This window comes from Streptomyces sp. 35G-GA-8, assembly GCF_023534745.1.
In the GTDB taxonomy this organism is placed as follows: Bacteria; Actinomycetota; Actinomycetes; order Streptomycetales; family Streptomycetaceae; genus Streptomyces.
Genome location: NZ_JAMHJQ010000010.1, coordinates 284,359 through 301,076 on the forward strand (window position 1 = coordinate 284,359; position 16,718 = coordinate 301,076).

18 protein-coding genes and 2 pseudogenes are annotated in these 16,718 nt (G+C 68.8%); 11 read left to right on the top strand and 9 right to left on the bottom strand.

What is annotated here, in order from left to right; genetic code table 11:
• Positions 1 to 4: 4 nt before the first annotated feature.
• Both M1203_RS39245 and M1203_RS24480 read right to left on the bottom strand, forming a co-directional pair.
• Positions 5 to 208 (bottom strand): RlpA-like double-psi beta-barrel domain-containing protein, encoded by a 204-nt coding sequence (locus M1203_RS39245; protein WP_326613926.1) that lies wholly within the window; start codon positions 206 to 208, stop codon positions 5 to 7.
• A gap of 494 nt (positions 209 to 702) precedes the next feature.
• The gene (locus tag M1203_RS24480; RefSeq protein WP_249951940.1) at positions 703 to 1,584 is read right to left on the bottom strand and encodes a helix-turn-helix transcriptional regulator; all 882 of its coding nucleotides are present in this window, start codon (positions 1,582 to 1,584) and stop codon (positions 703 to 705) included.
• Between the two features lie 319 nt (positions 1,585 to 1,903).
• Between M1203_RS24480 and M1203_RS24485 the strand changes: the two genes are divergently transcribed.
• From M1203_RS24485 to M1203_RS24495, 3 genes are all read left to right on the top strand, one after another.
• Entirely contained in the window at positions 1,904 to 2,938 is a 1,035-nt protein-coding gene (locus tag M1203_RS24485; RefSeq protein WP_249951941.1) for a zinc-binding dehydrogenase, read from the top strand.
• Positions 2,935 to 3,369 (top strand): carboxymuconolactone decarboxylase family protein, encoded by a 435-nt coding sequence (locus tag M1203_RS24490; RefSeq protein WP_249951942.1) that lies wholly within the window; start codon positions 2,935 to 2,937, stop codon positions 3,367 to 3,369. The genes M1203_RS24485 and M1203_RS24490 overlap by 4 nt, the downstream gene beginning before the upstream one ends.
• Before the next feature lie 106 nt (positions 3,370 to 3,475).
• Positions 3,476 to 4,315, top strand: a complete 840-nt coding sequence (locus M1203_RS24495) for an SDR family oxidoreductase (protein WP_249951943.1) — start codon at positions 3,476 to 3,478, stop codon at positions 4,313 to 4,315.
• 203 nt (positions 4,316 to 4,518) lie between these two features.
• Here the strand turns inward: M1203_RS24495 and M1203_RS24500 are convergent, their stop codons facing one another.
• Positions 4,519 to 5,379 carry a helix-turn-helix domain-containing protein gene (locus M1203_RS24500; RefSeq protein ID WP_249951944.1) on the bottom strand — a complete coding sequence of 287 codons (861 nt, stop codon included), beginning with the start codon at positions 5,377 to 5,379 and terminating at the stop codon, positions 4,519 to 4,521.
• Positions 5,380 to 5,721: 342 nt separating this feature from the next.
• Here M1203_RS24500 and M1203_RS24505 point away from each other — a divergent pair, with 342 nt between their 5' ends.
• The 5 genes and pseudogenes from M1203_RS24505 to M1203_RS24525 all read left to right on the top strand — a co-directional run bounded on the left by M1203_RS24505 (position 5,722) and on the right by M1203_RS24525 (position 10,367).
• Positions 5,722 to 6,564 (top strand): SDR family oxidoreductase, encoded by an 843-nt coding sequence (locus M1203_RS24505; RefSeq protein ID WP_249951945.1) that lies wholly within the window; start codon positions 5,722 to 5,724, stop codon positions 6,562 to 6,564.
• Positions 6,565 to 6,716: 152 nt separating this feature from the next.
• Entirely contained in the window at positions 6,717 to 7,136 is a 420-nt protein-coding gene (locus M1203_RS24510) for a cupin domain-containing protein (protein ID WP_249951946.1), read from the top strand.
• 549 nt (positions 7,137 to 7,685) lie between these two features.
• A complete protein-coding gene (locus M1203_RS24515) occupies positions 7,686 to 8,174 on the top strand; it encodes a DUF3558 family protein (protein ID WP_249951947.1) in 489 nt (162 codons plus the stop codon).
• A gap of 262 nt (positions 8,175 to 8,436) precedes the next feature.
• Positions 8,437 to 9,324: a poly-gamma-glutamate hydrolase family protein gene (locus tag M1203_RS24520; RefSeq protein WP_249951948.1), complete on the top strand. Its 888-nt coding sequence runs from the start codon at positions 8,437 to 8,439 to the stop codon at positions 9,322 to 9,324.
• A 174-nt stretch (positions 9,325 to 9,498) separates the two neighbouring features.
• Positions 9,499 to 10,367, top strand: a pseudogene (locus M1203_RS24525) (IS5 family transposase).
• A 23-nt stretch (positions 10,368 to 10,390) separates the two neighbouring features.
• On the opposite strand, the gene M1203_RS24530 reads toward M1203_RS24525, so the two are convergent.
• Both M1203_RS24530 and M1203_RS24535 read right to left on the bottom strand, forming a co-directional pair.
• Positions 10,391 to 10,786 carry an Imm7 family immunity protein gene (locus tag M1203_RS24530; protein ID WP_249951949.1) on the bottom strand — a complete coding sequence of 132 codons (396 nt, stop codon included), beginning with the start codon at positions 10,784 to 10,786 and terminating at the stop codon, positions 10,391 to 10,393.
• 226 nt (positions 10,787 to 11,012) lie between these two features.
• Positions 11,013 to 12,104, bottom strand: a complete 1,092-nt coding sequence (locus tag M1203_RS24535) for a cobalamin-independent methionine synthase II family protein (protein ID WP_308404899.1) — start codon at positions 12,102 to 12,104, stop codon at positions 11,013 to 11,015.
• A 173-nt stretch (positions 12,105 to 12,277) separates the two neighbouring features.
• Between M1203_RS24535 and M1203_RS24540 the strand changes: the two genes are divergently transcribed.
• A complete protein-coding gene (locus tag M1203_RS24540; protein ID WP_249951951.1) occupies positions 12,278 to 12,820 on the top strand; it encodes a GNAT family N-acetyltransferase in 543 nt (180 codons plus the stop codon).
• Positions 12,821 to 13,503: 683 nt separating this feature from the next.
• Positions 13,504 to 13,863 (top strand): hypothetical protein, encoded by a 360-nt coding sequence (locus M1203_RS24545; protein ID WP_249951952.1) that lies wholly within the window; start codon positions 13,504 to 13,506, stop codon positions 13,861 to 13,863.
• Here the strand turns inward: M1203_RS24545 and M1203_RS24550 are convergent.
• Both M1203_RS24550 and M1203_RS24555 read right to left on the bottom strand, forming a co-directional pair.
• Complete coding sequence (locus M1203_RS24550; RefSeq protein WP_249951953.1) at positions 13,842 to 14,162, bottom strand: transposase; 321 nt, start codon at positions 14,160 to 14,162, stop codon at positions 13,842 to 13,844. The two genes, M1203_RS24545 and M1203_RS24550, sit on opposite strands and share 22 nt — an antisense overlap.
• A gap of 198 nt (positions 14,163 to 14,360) precedes the next feature.
• Positions 14,361 to 14,660 carry a hypothetical protein gene (locus tag M1203_RS24555; protein WP_249951954.1) on the bottom strand — a complete coding sequence of 100 codons (300 nt, stop codon included), beginning with the start codon at positions 14,658 to 14,660 and terminating at the stop codon, positions 14,361 to 14,363.
• Positions 14,661 to 14,699: 39 nt separating this feature from the next.
• Between M1203_RS24555 and M1203_RS24560 the strand changes: the two are divergent.
• Positions 14,700 to 14,929 (top strand): annotated as a pseudogene (locus M1203_RS24560) (dehydrogenase); the annotation flags it as partial.
• Positions 14,930 to 14,951: 22 nt separating this feature from the next.
• Here M1203_RS24560 and M1203_RS24565 read toward each other — a convergent pair.
• Positions 14,952 to 15,269, bottom strand: coding sequence for a hypothetical protein (locus M1203_RS24565; RefSeq protein ID WP_249951955.1), 318 nt, complete (start codon positions 15,267 to 15,269; stop codon positions 14,952 to 14,954).
• 172 nt (positions 15,270 to 15,441) lie between these two features.
• On the bottom strand, positions 15,442 to 16,188 hold the full coding sequence (locus M1203_RS24570; RefSeq protein WP_249951956.1) for a VOC family protein: 747 nt from the start codon (positions 16,186 to 16,188) through the stop codon (positions 15,442 to 15,444).
• Positions 16,189 to 16,718: the final 530 nt, after the last annotated feature.

The following is a 16,718-nucleotide window of genomic DNA, read 5'->3' on the forward strand; positions in this document are numbered from 1 at the left end:
TTTCTCACTCGTAGATGTAGACCGGCAGCTTGCCGGAGCTGAGGTTGCCGATGGCCGAGAAGGCGGCCGGGGTCAGATCCAGGACGCGGTTGGTGCGGCAGGCGCCGTTGCAGCAGGCTGCCTCGCCGCACCATTCCTTGGTGCGTGGTCCGCAGTCGGTGATCGTGATGCACACCGTCGCGCCGGAACACTGGTGTCTGACGTTCATCACGGCGCCGCAGCCGCGTCTGGGGATGTTCTCGCCGCACAGGTCGGGCCGGGTGATGTCCCAGCATGCCTGTGACGCGTTGGGCCAGGCGCCGTGGTTGGCGCTCGACCGGCAGTTGCCGCAGGCGCCTCCGCCGGCGCTGCCGCACGGACCCCACGCCGATCCGCAACAGAACCAACTCGTTTCACCAGCCCACAGGCTGGTCGATCCGCAAGCCATGGTGCCACCTCTCACAGTTCAAAGTTGACGTGCATATGTCAAGTTTTGGAGAAGGTCGCGCGCTTGGAGCAACCCCATGATGCTGTTATCTACGCGCGTTGGCTAGAGGGGAGTCGGCCGCCCCGTCCTGAGGTCTCTCGCGTCCGGGTGATCGCCGCCGCACTGAGCGGCATCGTCCGGTGCGTGGCATCGTCCGGTGCGCGGCGTCGTCGGGTGCGCGGCGTCGTCCGGTGCGTGGCATCGCCCGGTGCGCGGGCGAGTACATCCGTGGCGGGTTACCGCTTCTGCCTGGATGTTGCCGACTCGTTGTGGAGGGCGGTCATGTCGAGCAGCAGCATGGCGTCGTGGTCGGGGGTGCCGGGTTCTGCGGTGTAGATGCCCATACGGTGGCCGGGGGTGCCTTCGAGGGCCATGCCCTGGAAGCCGAGGGTGAGGTTGCCGACCTGTGGGTGCTGGAAGGTCTTGGTGGTGATCTTCCGGCCGGTGACCTCGTAGCGTTCCCACAGCCCGGCGAAGTCGGGGCTCTTGAGGAGTAGTTCGCCGACGAGGGCGGCGAGGTCCGGGGCGTCGGGGTCGGTGCCGGCCAGGGCGCGCAGTCGGGCGACGCAGCCGCGGATCTGGTTGTCCCAGTCGGGAAAGAGGCCGCGGGCGGCTGGGTGGAGGAAGAGGTAGCGGGCGAGGTTTCGCTGCTTGGCGGGCCAGTCGGCGAGGCCCGCGTAGAGGGCGAGGCCGCCGGGGTTGTGGGCGAGCAGGTCCATGCTGCGGCTGACGATGTACGCGGGGTTCGGCCGCACGGTCTCCAGGAGCAGCTTCAGGTGCGGGCGCATGGCGCGGCTCGGGACCGGGGCTGCCTGGGGTGCGTAGTGGGCGGCGCGGACGGCGAGGTCGCGCAGGTGCTGATGCTCGGCGTCGTCGAGCTGGAGGGCGCGGGCGAGGGCATCGATGACGGCGGGGCTGGGGCGGGTCTCTTTGCCGCGTTCCAGGCGGGTGTAGTAGTCGATGCTCACTCCGGCGAGCGTGGCCAGCTCCTCGCGGCGCAGGCCGGGGGTGCGCCGTACGCCGGGGCCGGGGGTGAGGCCGGCGCTCTGGGGGCTGGTCTGGGTGCGGCGGGCGCGCAGGAAGCGTCCCAGTTCCTCGCCGCTGTGCTCGGGTGCCATGGGCACAGTCTCTCTCCGGCGTGGCCGTGACGCGCCGGAACAGGGAGGCCCTGTCACACCCCCGCTGGCTGTTCCCCCGTACGGCCCGGCCTGCCTGATACGGGCGCGACGACGCAGACTCGTGGATAGCCGATGCGGGACGGCGACTGCCACCGGCGCCGTATGGCGTGCCGGAAGGACGGTTCGTCCGGCTGACCTGCTTCCCGAGCACGGGTGACGGTGGTCCCGCTCACACACTCTCGTCCGGGGCAGACCAACTGAATGCCCTGTCCAGCAATCTGAATGCCCTGTCCAGCAATTTCTTCAGGAGATCTCAACCATGCGAGCCACCCTGCTGTACGCGGCTGACGACGTACGTGTCGAGGATGTCGCCGACCCGAAGATCCAGAACCCCACCGACGCGGTCGTGCGGATCGTGCTGTCGTGCATCTGCGGGAGCGACCTGTGGCCGTACAAGTCGCTGCCGCACACCGACACGCCGCGGCACATGGGGCACGAGTTCCTCGGCGTGGTCGAGGAGACCGGCTCCGAGGTCGCCACGCTCCGGCGCGGCGACGTGGTCGTGGCCCCGTTCGTCTACGCCGACAACACCTGTGTCTACTGCCGCGAGGGCCTTCAGACCTCCTGCGTGCACGGCGGGACGTGGGGGGTGGACGGCGTCGACGGCGGTCAGGGGCAGGCAGCCCGGGTCCCGTACGCGGATGGCACGCTGGTGACGTTGCCGGTCGGGGAGGATTCCGAGCTGCTGCCGGACCTGCTGACCCTGTCGGACATCCTGTGCACCGGATTTCACGCGGCGCGCACGGCCGGCGTCCAGCGAGGCGACACGGTCACCGTGGTCGGTGACGGTGCGGTGGGCCTGGCCGGGGTGATCTCCGCGAAGCTGCTCGGCGCGGAACGGATCATCCTCATGGGCCGGCACACGGCGCGCACCGACCTGGGCCGCGCTTTCGGTGCCACCGACGTGGTGGCCGAGCGCGGCGAGGAGGGCGTGGCCCGGGTGCGGGAGCTGACAGGCGGCGAGGGCACGCGCAGGGTCCTGGAGTGTGTCGGGCTGAAGGACGCGCTCGCGCAGTCCTTCGGTGTGGTCCGGGCCGGTGGCACGATCAGCCGCGTCGGTGCGCCGCAGTTCACCGACGTGCCGTTCGGCTTTCCCGACTTCATGCGCAACATCACCCTGACCGGCGGTGTGGCACCGGCCCGCGCCTACATCGAGGAGCTGATGCCGCACGTCCTGGACGGGTCCATCCGGCCCGGCCGGGTCTTTGACCGCACGGTCGGCCTGGAGGAGGTCGCCGACGGGTACCGGGCGATGAACGACCGTGAGGCGCTGAAGGTGCTGGTGCGGCCGTGACGGCCTTCCCCGAGCCGGGCGATGCCGCCACCGCCGCGCACGAGCGGCTGTTTCCCGGCTGTGCGTCGACTCTGACGGTCACCGATCCGGAGCTGATCGCGTACTTCGACACCTTCGCCTTCGACGAGGTCCCGCACCACACCGGTGATCTGGACGAGCGCACCCGGCTGATGACGCAGCTCGCCGCGGTGATCGCTGTCGGCGCGGTCGCGGAGTACCGGGTGATGCTCGGCGGGGCCCTCACCGTCGGCGTCACGCCGGTGGAGGCCAAGGAGATCGTGTACCAAGCCGTGCCGTACGCCGGGATGGCCCGCGTCTTCGACTTTCTGCACGCCACCAACGACGTCCTGACCGGCCGCGGCATCGAGCTGCCCTTGGAGCGCCAGTCCACGACCGGCCCGGACACCCGTACGGCGCGCTCGCCGTGCTGACCGGTCCGCTGCCGTTCATCGGCTATCCCCGCACGCTGAACGCCCCGGCCGCCGTCGATGCCTCCGCCCCGGCCGAGGACGCCCCGACCTCGAAGGATCACCACGCATGACCACCCGTACCTGGCTCATCACCGGCGTCAGCAGCGGTTTCGGCCACGCCTTGACCACTCAGCTCCTGGCACGGGGCGAGCGGGTCATCGGCACCGTCCGCGAACTGGACAGGGTCGCCGACCTCGCGGAGCTGTATCCCGACACCTTCCGTCCGGAGATCCTCGACGTCACCGAAACCGCCGCCGTCCGCAGGACGGTCGACGGCGCGTTCGCGGCCGGCCGGGTCGATGTGATCGTCTCCAATGCCGGCTACGGCCTGTTCGGCGCCGCCGAGGAAATCACCGACGGCCAGGTCGACCACATCATTGCCACCAACCTCACCGGCTCGATCACCCTGATCCGCGCGGCCCTGCCGCACCTGCGGGCGCAGGGCGGCGGACGGATCGTGCAGATGTCCACCTACGGCGGGCAGGTCGCCTTCCCCGGCAACTCGATGTACCACGCCACCAAGTGGGGCATCGAGGGGTTCGCCGAATCGGTCGCCCAGGAGGCTGCCCCGTTCGACATCGGGGTGACGATCGTCGAACCCGGCGGGGCGCGCACCGAGTTCCGCTACGGCAGTGCCCAGGTCGCCGACCCGATCGACGCCTACGACGGCAACCCCGCCCACGCCTTCCAGGCCATGCTGGACCCCGCCAACGGCCTGGCCCCCGGGGATCCGCGGCGCATGGCCGCGGCGATCATCGAGTCGGTCGACACCGAGCCGGCGCCGCTGCGGATGGTACTCGGCTCCCAGGCCCTGGACTCCACTCTCGAAGTACTGCGCAAGCGGATCGACGACTTCGAGACCCAGCGCGACCTGGCAGCGTCCACGGACTTCCCCGCCGGGGAGTAACCGCCCTTCCGCATCAGGCGTACGACCGCGCCGATCGCGACGGGCTCCCCCCGTCAGGAGATGCCCGACCATGAAGCACATCGAGCCGGTCGACCTGGAGGTCTCCCGGGTCGGATCGGGCCCGGCGCCGACGGGCATGTCGCACACTCTGACCGGCGCCGGAAGTGACGACGCACGCGCGTCGAGGCCGCCGGCTGCGCGGGTCATTCGGTCGATTTCGCGGCGTGCCGCCGGCCGGCGGCCCAGGAGGCCAGGATGCGCAGACCGTCGTGGGTGGGGGAGCGGACCTCGGCCGTCCACACCACCAGCTGCTGGTCCGGGTCGGTGCTGGCGGTCAGGGTGTCCCAGTCCAGGGACAGTTCGCCCGCGATCGGGTGGTTCAGGACCTTGTTGCCCACGCTCAGGCCGGCCACCTGGTGAGCGGCCCACCACGTGCGGAAATCGGCGTCCCGCACGGACAGCTCCCCGACCAGCGCGGTCAGGCGCGGATCGTCCGGATACTTCGCCGCCTCCATCCGCAGTTGCGCGACCGCCGTGCGGGCGACGCCTTTCCAGTCCGCGTACAGGGTGCGCATCATCGGGTCGGTGAAAAGAATCCGCACGTAATTGCGGTGCTTTTCCGGCACCGTGCCGAAATCGACGATCAGGGCCGCCGCGAGTGGATTCCAGGCGATGACGTCCATCCGGCGGCCCAGCACGACCGCCGGGGTGGAGGTGAGATCGTCCAGAACCCTGCGCAGCTGTGGCTGGACCTTCTGCACCGTCCTACGGCGCGGCTTCGCGGTGTGCTTCCCCGCCAGGCCGAACAGGTACCGGCGCTGGTCCTCATCGAGGTGCAGCGCCTCGGCCAGAGCCTCCAGCACCGGCGCGGAGGCGGGCAGGCGGCCCTGTTCCAGGCGGGTGTAGTAGTCGGTGGAGATCGCCGCGAGCCGCGCGACCTCTTCTCTGCGTAGCCCGGCCACCCGGCGCGGGCCGGAGCTGTCGGGCAGGCCGACGGCACGTGGGTTCAGCTCGGCGCGGCGCGCCTTCAGGAAGGCTCCCAGCTCGTTGCGGTTGCTGCTCATGAGCCCACTGTTACACCGGGAACCCCGCTGATGGGAGGGAAGGCTTCCTCCCTGGATGCGCTCCTCCCCGGTGCGAGCCGCCCACGACCGACGCCCGGCCCGCGTGGAGCCGGACCTGGGCGCCTTCACCGGGGGAAGGTTCCTTCCCCCGGAAGAATTGCTCCACTTTTCGGGCGCGCGAGGCGGTGCCACGGTGGATGACGTGGCGATGAGGCGACCGCCCACAACCGGGAAGAGGATTCCGGTAAACGGCCGGGGCTCCACCCCAAGCCGGCCCACCACACTCCAGCCACCGACCGGCACCCCCACCGGGGGCCGACAGAACAAGGAACCAGTCTGCTCATGAGCAAGGTCATCTTCGTCACCGGCGCCGGACGCGGCCTGGGCACCCATATCGCCCGCGCGGCCCTTGACGCCGGCCACCAGGTCGTGGCCACCGCCCGCGACCCGCGGAAGGTCCTCGACGCCCTCGGCAGCGAGCGGGGCAAACTGCTGGCCCTGGCTCTGGACATCACCAGCCCGGACGCCGCCCGCGCCGCGGTCCAGGCCGCCATGGACACATTCGGCCGGATCGACGTACTGATCAATAACGCCGCCACCTTCCAGGCCGGGTATTTCGAGGAGATCTCCGACGCCCAGATGCGGGCGCAGATCGAGACGAATCTGTTCGGGCCGATGAACGTCACCCGCGCCGTCCTGCCCGTCATGCGCTCCCGGCGCGCCGGGCACGTCGTCACGATCTCCTCGCTGGCCGGTGTGATCGGCCAGGAGTTCTGTGTCGCCTACGCCGCCTCGAAGTTCGGCGTCGAGGGCTGGATGGAGTCGCTGCGCTTCGACCTGGAGCCCTATGGCATCGAGACGACGATCGTCGAGCCCGGCTTCTTCCGCACCGAGCTCCTGGTGGACGCCTCCACCAGCTGGGCAGAGGACTCGATCGAGGACTACGCCCAGCGCACGGCGGAGACGAAGAAGATGTGGCAGTCGATGAACGGTCGGCAGGCCGGTGACCCGGCCGGGCTCGCCGGCGCCCTGCTGAAGGTCATCGACCTGGAGACCCCGCCGCTGCGGTTCGTCGCCGGTGACGACGCCGTTCCCGCCGTCGAGGCCAAGGGCAAGGAGATCATCGACCAGGCCGCGGCCTCGCGCACCCTGGGCACCGGCCTCTCCCACGCCGACGCGGCCTGAGCCGGACGGCCGGGGCACCCGATGGCCGCAGCAGACGCAAGGTCGCGCGCGGTGCCGTCGGACCGTCCACCGAAACTCCCGCAATCCGCCGTCATCGCCTACGGCACCCCACCCCCGTAAAGCACCCACGCACAGTTCAAGGAGATCCCCGCATGGAGTTCGTCAAGCCCCGGCCCACGGGCAAGGGACCTCAGGACTGGTTCAACGGCGACGTCTGGTTCGACGTCATCCACGCCGGCCAGGAGCCGTCCCGCATCCGCGCCAACATGGTGCGCTTCGCCCCCGCCGCCCGCACCGCCTGGCACCATCACGCCGTCGGACAGACCCTCCATGTCGTCGCCGGCATCGCGCTGATCGGCACCCGCGACGGTGTCGTATACGAGGCGCACCCCGGGGAGACCGTGACCTGCCCGCCCGGCGAGGACCACTGGCACGGCGCCACCGCCGACCGGTTCATGCAGCACCTCGCTCTGTGGGACGGCACCGCGCCTGACGACGACCGGCCCGAGACCACCTGGCTGGAGCACGTCACCGACGAGCAGTACAACGCCCCGCGCACTCGCGGCCACTGACCGCCCGCCAGGTCCCCGTACCCCAGCCCGGGCCCCGGACAGATCGTGGTGCGCGCCCACGCGGTAGCCCTCGACAACGCCGACGCCTCCAGGCTCGCCAACTCCGCCGACGAATATCTCGCGGTCTCCCCCACCATGCGACGCGCGAGGCTCTAGGAGCAATGCCACCGGTTCCCCGGTGAACAGTTGGGGCTTTCCCGGCCGCTTCCCGCACGACGAGACAGACCCAGTTCGTCGTCGGGTTGCGGCTCCTGCGCGTGATCATCCGGCCGCCGGAGAGGCGTCGCAGGTGTCCCGACGCCGCTCCCCCGCCAACGCGCGGGAGCCAGTGGCCGACTGGTGACAGTTCCCGCACGTAACTGGCACGCGCCGCCGCAACCCGCGCCTCGGGCCGGGCCGTCCTTGTGGTTGTCCGGGCCGGCGGCCGGGTTCGCGGCGGCCTTTCCGGAGTCGCCGTACCGCCGACCAGGCCGACCCACTCCCCTGTCCCATCCCATGACGAACACGCACTCCCCGGTTTCAGCTCAAGGACCAATTGGAGGACCCATCGTGAAGCGTTCAACTCTGGCTGTGGTCTGCCTCGTGCTCTTGGCTCCCATGGCGGCGGCCTGTGGCTCCAACACGGACACGCAGGCCCCCGACGACCGTTCTCCCCGTGCCTCGGCGAGCGGAGAGCCCAATGCCGCGGCGCCGGCCAAGAAGGTCGACGCGTGCGCTCTGCTCAAGCCCGAGGAAGTCACGCCGATCATCGGCGAGAACGACGGCGGCAGACCCGATGCCGGGGTCGGGGAGAGCGTGTGTCTGTGGGAGAACCCCGACACCTACCACTCCATCACCCTGAGCATCGGCTCGCCCGGTACAGCCGTCCCCGGGCAGTCGTCCTCCGGCCCCGACGGAATCAGCTTCGGGTCCGGCAACATGGCGGAGTTCATCATCGATGACCGTGCCTGCACGCTCCAGGTCGTCACCAGCGTTACGGACGACTCCGACCGTCCGACCACGACCAGGCTCGTCGGACTCATCCGCCCACGGCTCTGAACGAGCCGCAGGGCCACTTCCATGCTGCGGCCCACAGGAGGATGAGGCGGGCCGACGCGGCGGCCCGCCTCATCACAACGTGATCCCGGACAGGCCGGCCGGGAGACTGGTCAGCGGTCTGATCGGGGTGGCCGGTGGAGCGGAGGTCGCAGTCGTCTCCTCGCTCCGCCGGCCATCCGCTCACGCGGAGAGCACAGCACCGGCGGGCAATGGGAATGAACAGCGTATGAGACCTATCCGTAGACGTGGCATCCTCACCTCCGTGGCCGCCGCAGCCGTCGGTCTGCCGGTCCTCGACAACCTTGCCGGGAATGGAAGTACCGCGGCCGAGGCCGCGGTCGCCGACGAGTTCGCCAAGAACAGCGAGCTGTACAGCAGCGCCAAGTTCAAGGACAGCGAAGGCGTCGACTGGGTGCGGCGCTTCCGCTGCGGCGCGCGGACCGAGCTCCTCGACAACGCGAGCGGGACGAGCGAACCCGTCCGCAGTACGGCGGTCGTCGCCCCGCACGGTGGTGGCATCGAGGCGGGCACCAGCGAACTGTGCCTCGCCATCGCGGGCTACTCGCTCACCGGGGCTGGTACCACCCTGCCGGCTCCGCTGGCGGGAGTGCCGCAGCGGGACTACTGGATGTTCGAGGCGCTGACCTCCGCCCCAGGGCTTCATGTCACCTCGACCGGCTGTGACGACCCGGCGGCCCTGGCCGTGTGCGGCAACAATCTGTACGCGGTCTCCCTGCACGGCTTCGCCCCGGACGCCGGCCCGGCCAGGCAGATTCTCATCGGCGGCGCGGACCAGCGGCTGATGCGCAACCTGAAGGACGCCTTCGCCAAGTACGGACTCAGGTCCGGAAACACCGACCCCGCCCTGGACGTAACAGTGACCCTCGCGGCCCCCGGCACCCCGCTGAACGGCGACGACCCGAGGAACATCGTCAACCGCACCCGGACCGGAGGTGGGGCGCAGCTGGAGATTTCGACCGAACTGCGCAGGGCGATGTTCGGGAACTTCGACGGGGCCGTCACCCGCAGGCAGACCGCGGGCGTGGGCACCGCCCACCAGGAGCACTTCTGGAACGGCTTCGTCAACGCTGTACGCGAAGCTGTCGACCGGCATGAACGCGGCCTTGACGCCCTGGCAGCGGGCGCGTAAGTATCGCGGACCTGGATCTGCCCCCCGTGTGGTGCGTTCCTGGACAACTCCACCACACGGGAGGTCTTCGTCCTGGTCAAGCCAGGCCAATGCCAACAACGCCCGCTGTCAACAGGGCTAGGGCGTGTCCGGCGGACCATGTGACGGTCGGGTTCTTGGCTCGTTGTTCTTGGCATGGGGCGGGGTGACCTGACGAACGCGGAGTGGGTCCGACTGGAGCCGCACCTGCCTTCGTCGGGAGGACGCGGCGGACGTTGGAACAACCACCGGACAGTGATCAACGGGATCCTGTTCCGGGCCCGGACCGGCATTCCGTGGCGTGATCTGCCCGAGCGGTTCGGCAGTTGGTAGACCGTCTATGAGAGGCACCGGCGCTGGTCGGTGGACGGCACGTGGGACAGGGTCCTGTGTGCTGTCCAGGCCGACGCCGATCTGGCCAGCCGCATGGACTGGAGCATGGTCGGCGTGGATTCGACGTCATGCCGTGCTCATCAGCACGCTGCTGGCGCCCGCAAAAACATTCCGCGCGTCCCGAAAAAAGGACGACGCCCCGGAACCATCGCCCTGACGAGGGACTTGGACGGTCCCGGGGCGGTCTGACCTGCAAGATCCACCTCGCCGGTGAAGGCGGATGCCGCCCCCTGGCGCTCGTGGTCACCCCCGGTCAGCAGGGCGACGCTCCCCAGATGATCGAGGTCTTCGAACGCATCCGTGTCCCCCGCCCACAGGGCGGACGCCCGCGCACGCGACCGGACCACCTCAGCGGCGACAAGGCATACAGTTCCCGCCGTAACCGCCGCTATCTGCGAAGACGTCAGATCAAGCACACGATTCCGGAGCCCAAGGACCAGCGGGCCCATCGCAAACGGCGTGGCAGCAGGGGCGGCCGACCTGCCGGTTTCGACAACGAGATCTACAAGCGTCGCAACGAGGTTGAGCGGACGATCAACCGGCTCAAGACCTTTCGTGCCGTAGCCACCCGCTACGACAAGAGGGCCTACGTCTTCCACGGCACCGTCACCGTCGCCTCGATCAGCCTGTAGCTTCGCGAGGGGAAGCAGACGGCCTAATTGGTGAAGGGGTCTTCCAGCGTCGGGATGCACGGGGACAGTAGAGCTTCCGTGTGTTGGGTGACCGTGCCCCGAGCGAGCCTGAGCACGCGTACCTCGTTCGCATGGGCCGGGTCCTCGTCATCGCGAATATGCAGGAGGCCGTAGGAGCCAGGAGCAACCTTCGCAACATGCTCGAACAGACCGGCGACATCAGGCGACGAGCGGTGATTGGAATGGCCGCCCAGATGGATGAACGGCTCGCCGTTCATCCACCTGAGGTCAAGGAGGTAGGGACTGGCCATCTGGGCAATGCGAAGCCGAAGCTCATCCACGACCTGCCGCAGTCGGACGTCATCGTCGTCATCAACCGCGGTCTCCCTGACCGTGATCCAGCCGTGGTACTCGAACACACCGCGATCCTAATGAGGCAAGCTGCGTCTCAACAGCCCTGACCACGGCATGATCCGCCGGACAGGCCCTAGGCCCTGTCTGACAAATCCCGCCTGGCTCGCGACGCCTGGCAGGCGCGCTCGCTGCGTTGTCGGGTCACCCCAGTACGTCCAGTACTGGGGAGACCCTCCGCCTTGCGATCGCACGCACCAGACGCCGCGAGCCCCGCCCTCCGGGCGGACGGCGCTATTTGTCAGACAGGGCCCAGTCGCCCGATGTGAGAAGCTCGGCGGCCTTTGCCGTGCCCTCGACGCGAGCGCGGATCTTGGCGAACGCCACCTGGCGTGAGGTGGATTGGTCATCCGCGAACGGCGCGAAGCCCGCGTCATCGCAGGTCCCCAGCTGATCCACCGGGATGTGACGAGCGGCCCGCAGCACCCGGTCGCGGACTTCGTCCGCGGTCTCGACGCGCGGGTCGACCGGATCGATCACGCCGACGAAGACCCTGATGCCAGGACGCAACTGGTCGGCGATGATGCCCAGGACCCGGTCCGGATCGGCCTCGCCGGCCAGCTGGAGATAGAAGTTACCCGCCGTCAGGCGGAAGAGCTGGGGCAGCAGCTCCGCGTAGTCGACATCGAGGCTGTGCGTGGAGTCCTGATCGGCGCCGGGCCCGCTGTAGACACCGATCCGGGCCCGCTCGCTCTCGGTGAAGCGGGCCAGCACCTGGTTGTTCAGGTCGATGAAGTCGTTCAGCACACCCCCGCTGGGGTCCAGCTTGAGGGAGAGACGGGCTTCCTCGAAGTCGAGTTGAACGACGTGGGCACCCGCGTCCAGACAGCCGCGGATCTCCGTCTCCGACGCGTCGACCAGCTGCTGGAGGAATTCCTCACGCGGATACCCCTCGATCCCGCCGTGTGGGTAGAGCAGGCTCAGCGCGGACGGCGCGACGACGGACTGCTTCACCGGCGCACTGGCGCGTTGCTTCGCGACTCGCAGGTACTCCTCGGCGTTCGTCTTGTACCGGAAGGGTCCGGCCGTCAGGACGGGCAGCTGCCGTTGGTGTCCGTCGGCGAAAGGGATGACTACGCCCTCGGGTGCCAGGCCGCTGGTCATGCCGGCGATGGGGTAGGTAAGGAAGCTGGGCTTGATCTGCTCGCCGTCTGTCACAACGGGCGACCCGGCCGCCTCCAGCGATTGGATGGTCTCAGTCACGGCCCGATCCTGGATGTCCGCGAAAGCAGTCGCATCCAGGTCTCCGGCCTGGAACGCTGCCATTGCTCCGAGAAGTTCGGGAGTCCGCGGAATACTGCCGATGGGTTCGGTGGGGATGATCATGGTGGCAGCGTAGGAAGCATCCCCCCGCACATTGCCCGGAACACACCGCATCCATCCTCTTGGGGCATAAACGACACGTTGTGTTGACCTGCCCCAGGCCTCTTCTCTTCGGCCGGCCATCGCTGTGTCTTATTCGTTTGCCACCGGCCGGCTCGGTCGGATAGGAAGCTCGCATGCTAAGGGGCAGCAAGGTCGGGCTCAGGGCCCGGCACGAGGATGACATCCCGATCCTGCGGGCCGAGCTCTACGACGACGTGGTCAACGCCTCGCGGGCTGAGGGCCGGCCATGGCGGCCGATCACGCCCGGCTCGCAGGACTCGCGGCTCGTCGTGGACGACACGGAGCAGGGGCACGTCCCGTTCTCCGTGGTGGAGCTGGACGGCGGCGCCCTGGTCGGCACCGCGACGCTGTGGGGCATCGACAACCACAACCGATTCGCGCACATCGGATTGGGCCTGCTGCCGTCCTCCCGCGGCAAGGGCTACGGAACCGACGTGGTCGCGGTGCTGTGCCACTACGGCTTCGTCGTACGCGGCCTGCAACGGCTGCAGATCGAGACGCTGGCGGACAACGCCGCGATGCTGCGCTCCGCCGAGCGCAACGGCTTCGTCCGTGAGGGCGTGCTGCGCTCCTCGGCCTGGGTGATGGGCGAGTTCCTGGACGAGGTACTGCTCGGCCTCCTCGTCCACGACTGGAAGCCGGCCCCGGGAGTCTAGGTCCTGTCCGGCCGTTCTTCGGTGGTGGATCATGGTCGGGTGATACGTCGACGCGAGCTGTCCGATGCCGAGTAGGTGTTTGTCCAACCACTGCTGCCCGAGTCGTTGCGGAGCCGGAAGCGGCTGAACGATCGCACCGTGCTCAACGGGATCGTGCGGTAGTTCCGTCCTGGGACTGCTTGGCGGGATGTGTCTGAGCGGTACGGTCTTGAGTGACGCCGCACACCCGCTTCCGCCGGTGGGCGATGCACGGCACTTCCGGCAGATGCTCCGGGCCTCCCATGCCGGGCTGACGCAACGGGCGAGATCGACTGGGCGGTGTCGGTCGGCTCCATCGTCGTACGCGCTCACCAGCGTGCCGTCGGAGCCCGAGAAGGGGGCTCCGCATCTCCGCACTCGGACGCTCCCGGACTGCGTGACCAGCGAGACGTCTCATGTCGCGCTTGCGTCAAGCGATCGGCGATCCGTTGGCCCATCCGTTCGGGACCGGAGTCGTGGACCTGCTAGCCGGGGCAAGACAGTGGGCCGATATTCAGCACCTTGGGCGCCAATGGGCTGGCATCATTCAAGCCGTGGGCTCCCAGCATGTACGTTTCGAGCGGTTCAGAGATCCTGGCGGCAGGTTGTGGCGTTACGGCGGCCAGGTCCTGGTGCGATGCCCTCGGTGTGCGGGGTGCGCGACGGTGACCCGCCCGATGGCCGACGGGCACATATATGTCGGTGACGCGAGGCTCGTCTGTTCGCGCTGTGGCTATACACGCCAACGCGAGGTCCGGGGCCAGGAGATGGGAAGCCCCATCGACCCGATCTTCAGGCTGCCGTTGTGGTTGCAGGCTTCCTGTCGTGGGCGGACGCTATGGGCCTACAACGCGGAGCATCTCGCCGTGCTCGTGGGATACGTCGGTGCCGGCCTGCGCGAGGGGACGCCTGCACCGAGTGCGTACACAATGATCGAGATTCTGCCGCGATGGATGAAGCTCGCCAGACATCGCGGTGAGGTGCTGCGGATCCTCGACCGCCTTCAGCGGACTCTGCCGGAGTGAACCAGTGTCCCGGGTTCTTGACGGCTCTCGACCACGACACGGCTGCGACCGGAAGCCCGGGTCACCGAGGCGGCGCCGGCGTGTGCCTTCGAGGCCCGGGCGTCAGCGAACCACTGCCGGTCGCCGCAGACCTCGGCCAGGACACGGGCTCCGGGCATCATCGACAGTCCGGCGAAGCTGGTGATGATCTCTGCATCGTGGTGGGTGAGGCACGCTTCCTCGGTACCCCTCGTGAGGTCGTCGACGCTCCAGCAGGTGTCGTCGAGCTGCTGGAGGAGCGCCTGGGCCTGCCTGCCCATGACCTTCTCGACCTTCGGCAGCTGGTGCAGGCACTCCCTGCGGAAGATCTCCCGGAACTGTTTCGACCTCGGTGTCGATCCCGCGCCGGAGCCGTCCGACGCGGTTGAGCAGAGCGCGCAGTTGGCTGGTGTTCCGACTTGGACGTCCTCTGAGGCAGGTTTGACTCGTAGTTCACCGCAGCGTCGCGCGTGTGCTGGTTACGGGGCGGTGTCCTGACCGATCGCACGGAGGACATCGGCGAGCCAGACCAGGTGTTGCCCCACGGCCCGGTCCGGGTCGGCCACGAGGTCCTCAAGATGCTGCCATGACTCGGACAGCTGCCCGATCGTGATCGTTCTCGGTTCGTTGAGGACGTCGTAGAGCTCATCGCCCGGAACGGACCAGAAGTAGTCGTGTTCGAGCGGCACCGCACTACCGGCTGACGCTTCGACGCGTTTCAGGAGCAGGTCGAAGGCACGCCGAAGCTGATCAAGCTGGATCTGCACAGGTTCACCCATGCTCTCATTCTGTCGATCCGGGGCCTTCGTACCGAAGCAAGGCTGGTGGAGACCAACGTCATCGGCGTCATTCGGGTCACCAACGCGATGCGGACTCTGCCGCGCCAGTCGGTGCACCCACCGATCGTCACCCGGTCCAGCCACGTCGGCTCTCTGGCTCTGCAGACCACGCCCGGTGTCGACCTCGGAGGGATCAGCGGGGCTTACGCGCCGACGAAGACCGCCTCGACGCCCTCATCATCCGGTACGCCAAGGAGTTGAGCGGCACTGGTACGCGGTGACTGACGGGCCTCACAGCGTCAGCAAGATCAGGAGCAGGATCAGGGCAGCGGGCGGAACGAGCATCGTGGTGAGGTGGCTCAACGCCGTCCGTCGCATGCCCAGGACAAGGGACAGCACCAGTCCGGCCGCGAGCCAGCCGCCGAAGATCGGGATGGCGGTCTGCTGAGCTGCCGTTTCCTGCTCGCGGGTCGTGGGCTCGTGGAACGGTAGTGCGCCGATCATCATCAAGCAGAGCACGCTGCTCATCAGCAGATTGCCGGCCCCGATGATGACCGCCGTCGGCTTGTCCCTCCGGCGCGTGCTCTCCCAGACTCGTATGCCGCCCATTGGGGGATCCTATCCATCTGCCACGACGCGTTCGGGGCGTGACAGGCTGGCGGAAACGAACACCAGCGACCGGGCCGCTCGAATCGACCGAGCTGCCACGGCTCGGCCCACCCGGGGTCATGGCTCATGAGCACGCACGGCTCCTGTGTCGGGGTGTCGTCAAGGCTCCGCGTCAGGACGGGGCGAGGACGCAGAACTCGTGGCCTTCCGGGTCGGCCAGACATGTCCACGGGACGTCGCCCTGACCGAGGTCGAGGTCGGTGGCGCCGAGGGCCCGCAACCGGGCCACCTCCGCCGCTTTGTCGTCGCCGGGGTAGGGCAGCAGGTCAAGATGGACGCGGTCCGGCACGGTCTTCACATCGGGCGTGCGGATGAATTCGAGATACGGGCCGACACCCTTGGCGGAGCGCAACACCGCCTGGTCGTCGGTCACCTCGCGCAGGGTCCAGTCCATCGCCTCGCCCCAGAACCGGGCCATGGCCCGCGGATCGACGCAGTCGACCACCACCGCGGCGATCGGCCCGGTGTCCCGGTAGACCTCCCGGGGCTCCAGCACGCAGAACTCGTTGCCCTCGGGGTCGGCGAGGACCGTCCACGGCACGTCGCCCTGGCCCACGTGGGCGGGCGTCGCACCGAGCGCCTGGAGGCGCGCGACCAGCTCCGCCTGGTGGGCGGCAGAGGTGGTGGCGAGATCGAGGTGCACACGGTTCTTGGTCACTGTCTTGGGTTCCGGGACGGAAACGACGTCGACGCAGACGGCGACCGGGTCCGGCCAAACGAGGCCGCCGACGGGGCCAACGTAGGTGGTCGCACCGGACGCTTCGCCGTAAGCACTCCAGCCGAGCGCCTCCGCCCAGAACCGGCCGACCAGCGCGTCGTCGAGGGCCTTGATGTTCACCTGAACAGGTCGCAGTGCCATGGCGACGATCCTATGCACCCTCCTCGCGTCGGATCGGGCGATGTCGCTACGTTTGACGATGGTCTGGGCTGTCGCGTGGGCGAGTTGGATCGCGCCGTCCATCGGGGAGTCCCTTCGCTCCGTGGACGAGAACATCGCGGTACAGCGATTGGGTTCGAGGCCCGGCCGAGGCTGCTCGGAAGCGGAACTCCTGCCAGGACACAAGGGTGTCGGTCCGGGTCGTCGGCGATGTGATGGTGGCCGACGGGTGTCAGGTTCCGGGTCACCACGACGGTCCGGGCGCCGGCTCGACGATCAGGTCGAGGTGAGCGGCCACCTCGGCGAACCGGCCCACGTGGGGGCCGTCTTGACCGTACATTCAGCGGTGGCGCGGACGGACGGTCCGGCCGCCCGCCCCACCGGCACGCGTCGACGAGGCCACCGGGGGCCGGGCGGGCCCGAACCGCCTGAGCCGCATGCGTCGCGGGCGCTCCTGACGCCCGGCCGACGGGTCCCCGGCCTTTTGCTCCGCCGACGCGTGGAGCGCCCCG

What these genes read in the sequence shown, in the direction of transcription:
- M1203_RS24500 (WP_249951944.1), bottom strand. Translation starts at nt 5,379, where the DNA reads ATGAGCAGCAACCGCAACGAGCTGGGAGCCTTCCTGAAGGCGCGCCGC.
- M1203_RS39245 (WP_326613926.1), bottom strand. Translation starts at nt 208, where the DNA reads ATGAACGTCAGACACCAGTGTTCCGGCGCGACGGTGTGCATCACGATC.
- M1203_RS24510 (WP_249951946.1), top strand. Translation starts at nt 6,717, where the DNA reads ATGGAGTTCGTCAAGCCCCGGCCCACGGGCAAGGGACCTCAGGACTGG.
- M1203_RS24540 (WP_249951951.1), top strand. Translation starts at nt 12,278, where the DNA reads ATGCTAAGGGGCAGCAAGGTCGGGCTCAGGGCCCGGCACGAGGATGAC.
- M1203_RS24535 (WP_308404899.1), bottom strand. Translation starts at nt 12,104, where the DNA reads ATGATCATCCCCACCGAACCCATCGGCAGTATTCCGCGGACTCCCGAA.
- M1203_RS24480 (WP_249951940.1), bottom strand. Translation starts at nt 1,584, where the DNA reads ATGGCACCCGAGCACAGCGGCGAGGAACTGGGACGCTTCCTGCGCGCC.
- M1203_RS24485 (WP_249951941.1), top strand. Translation starts at nt 1,904, where the DNA reads ATGCGAGCCACCCTGCTGTACGCGGCTGACGACGTACGTGTCGAGGAT.
- M1203_RS24570 (WP_249951956.1), bottom strand. Translation starts at nt 16,188, where the DNA reads ATGGCACTGCGACCTGTTCAGGTGAACATCAAGGCCCTCGACGACGCG.
- M1203_RS24495 (WP_249951943.1), top strand. Translation starts at nt 3,476, where the DNA reads ATGACCACCCGTACCTGGCTCATCACCGGCGTCAGCAGCGGTTTCGGC.
- M1203_RS24565 (WP_249951955.1), bottom strand. Translation starts at nt 15,269, where the DNA reads ATGGGCGGCATACGAGTCTGGGAGAGCACGCGCCGGAGGGACAAGCCG.
- M1203_RS24555 (WP_249951954.1), bottom strand. Translation starts at nt 14,660, where the DNA reads ATGGGTGAACCTGTGCAGATCCAGCTTGATCAGCTTCGGCGTGCCTTC.
- M1203_RS24505 (WP_249951945.1), top strand. Translation starts at nt 5,722, where the DNA reads ATGAGCAAGGTCATCTTCGTCACCGGCGCCGGACGCGGCCTGGGCACC.
- M1203_RS24550 (WP_249951953.1), bottom strand. Translation starts at nt 14,162, where the DNA reads ATGGGCAGGCAGGCCCAGGCGCTCCTCCAGCAGCTCGACGACACCTGC.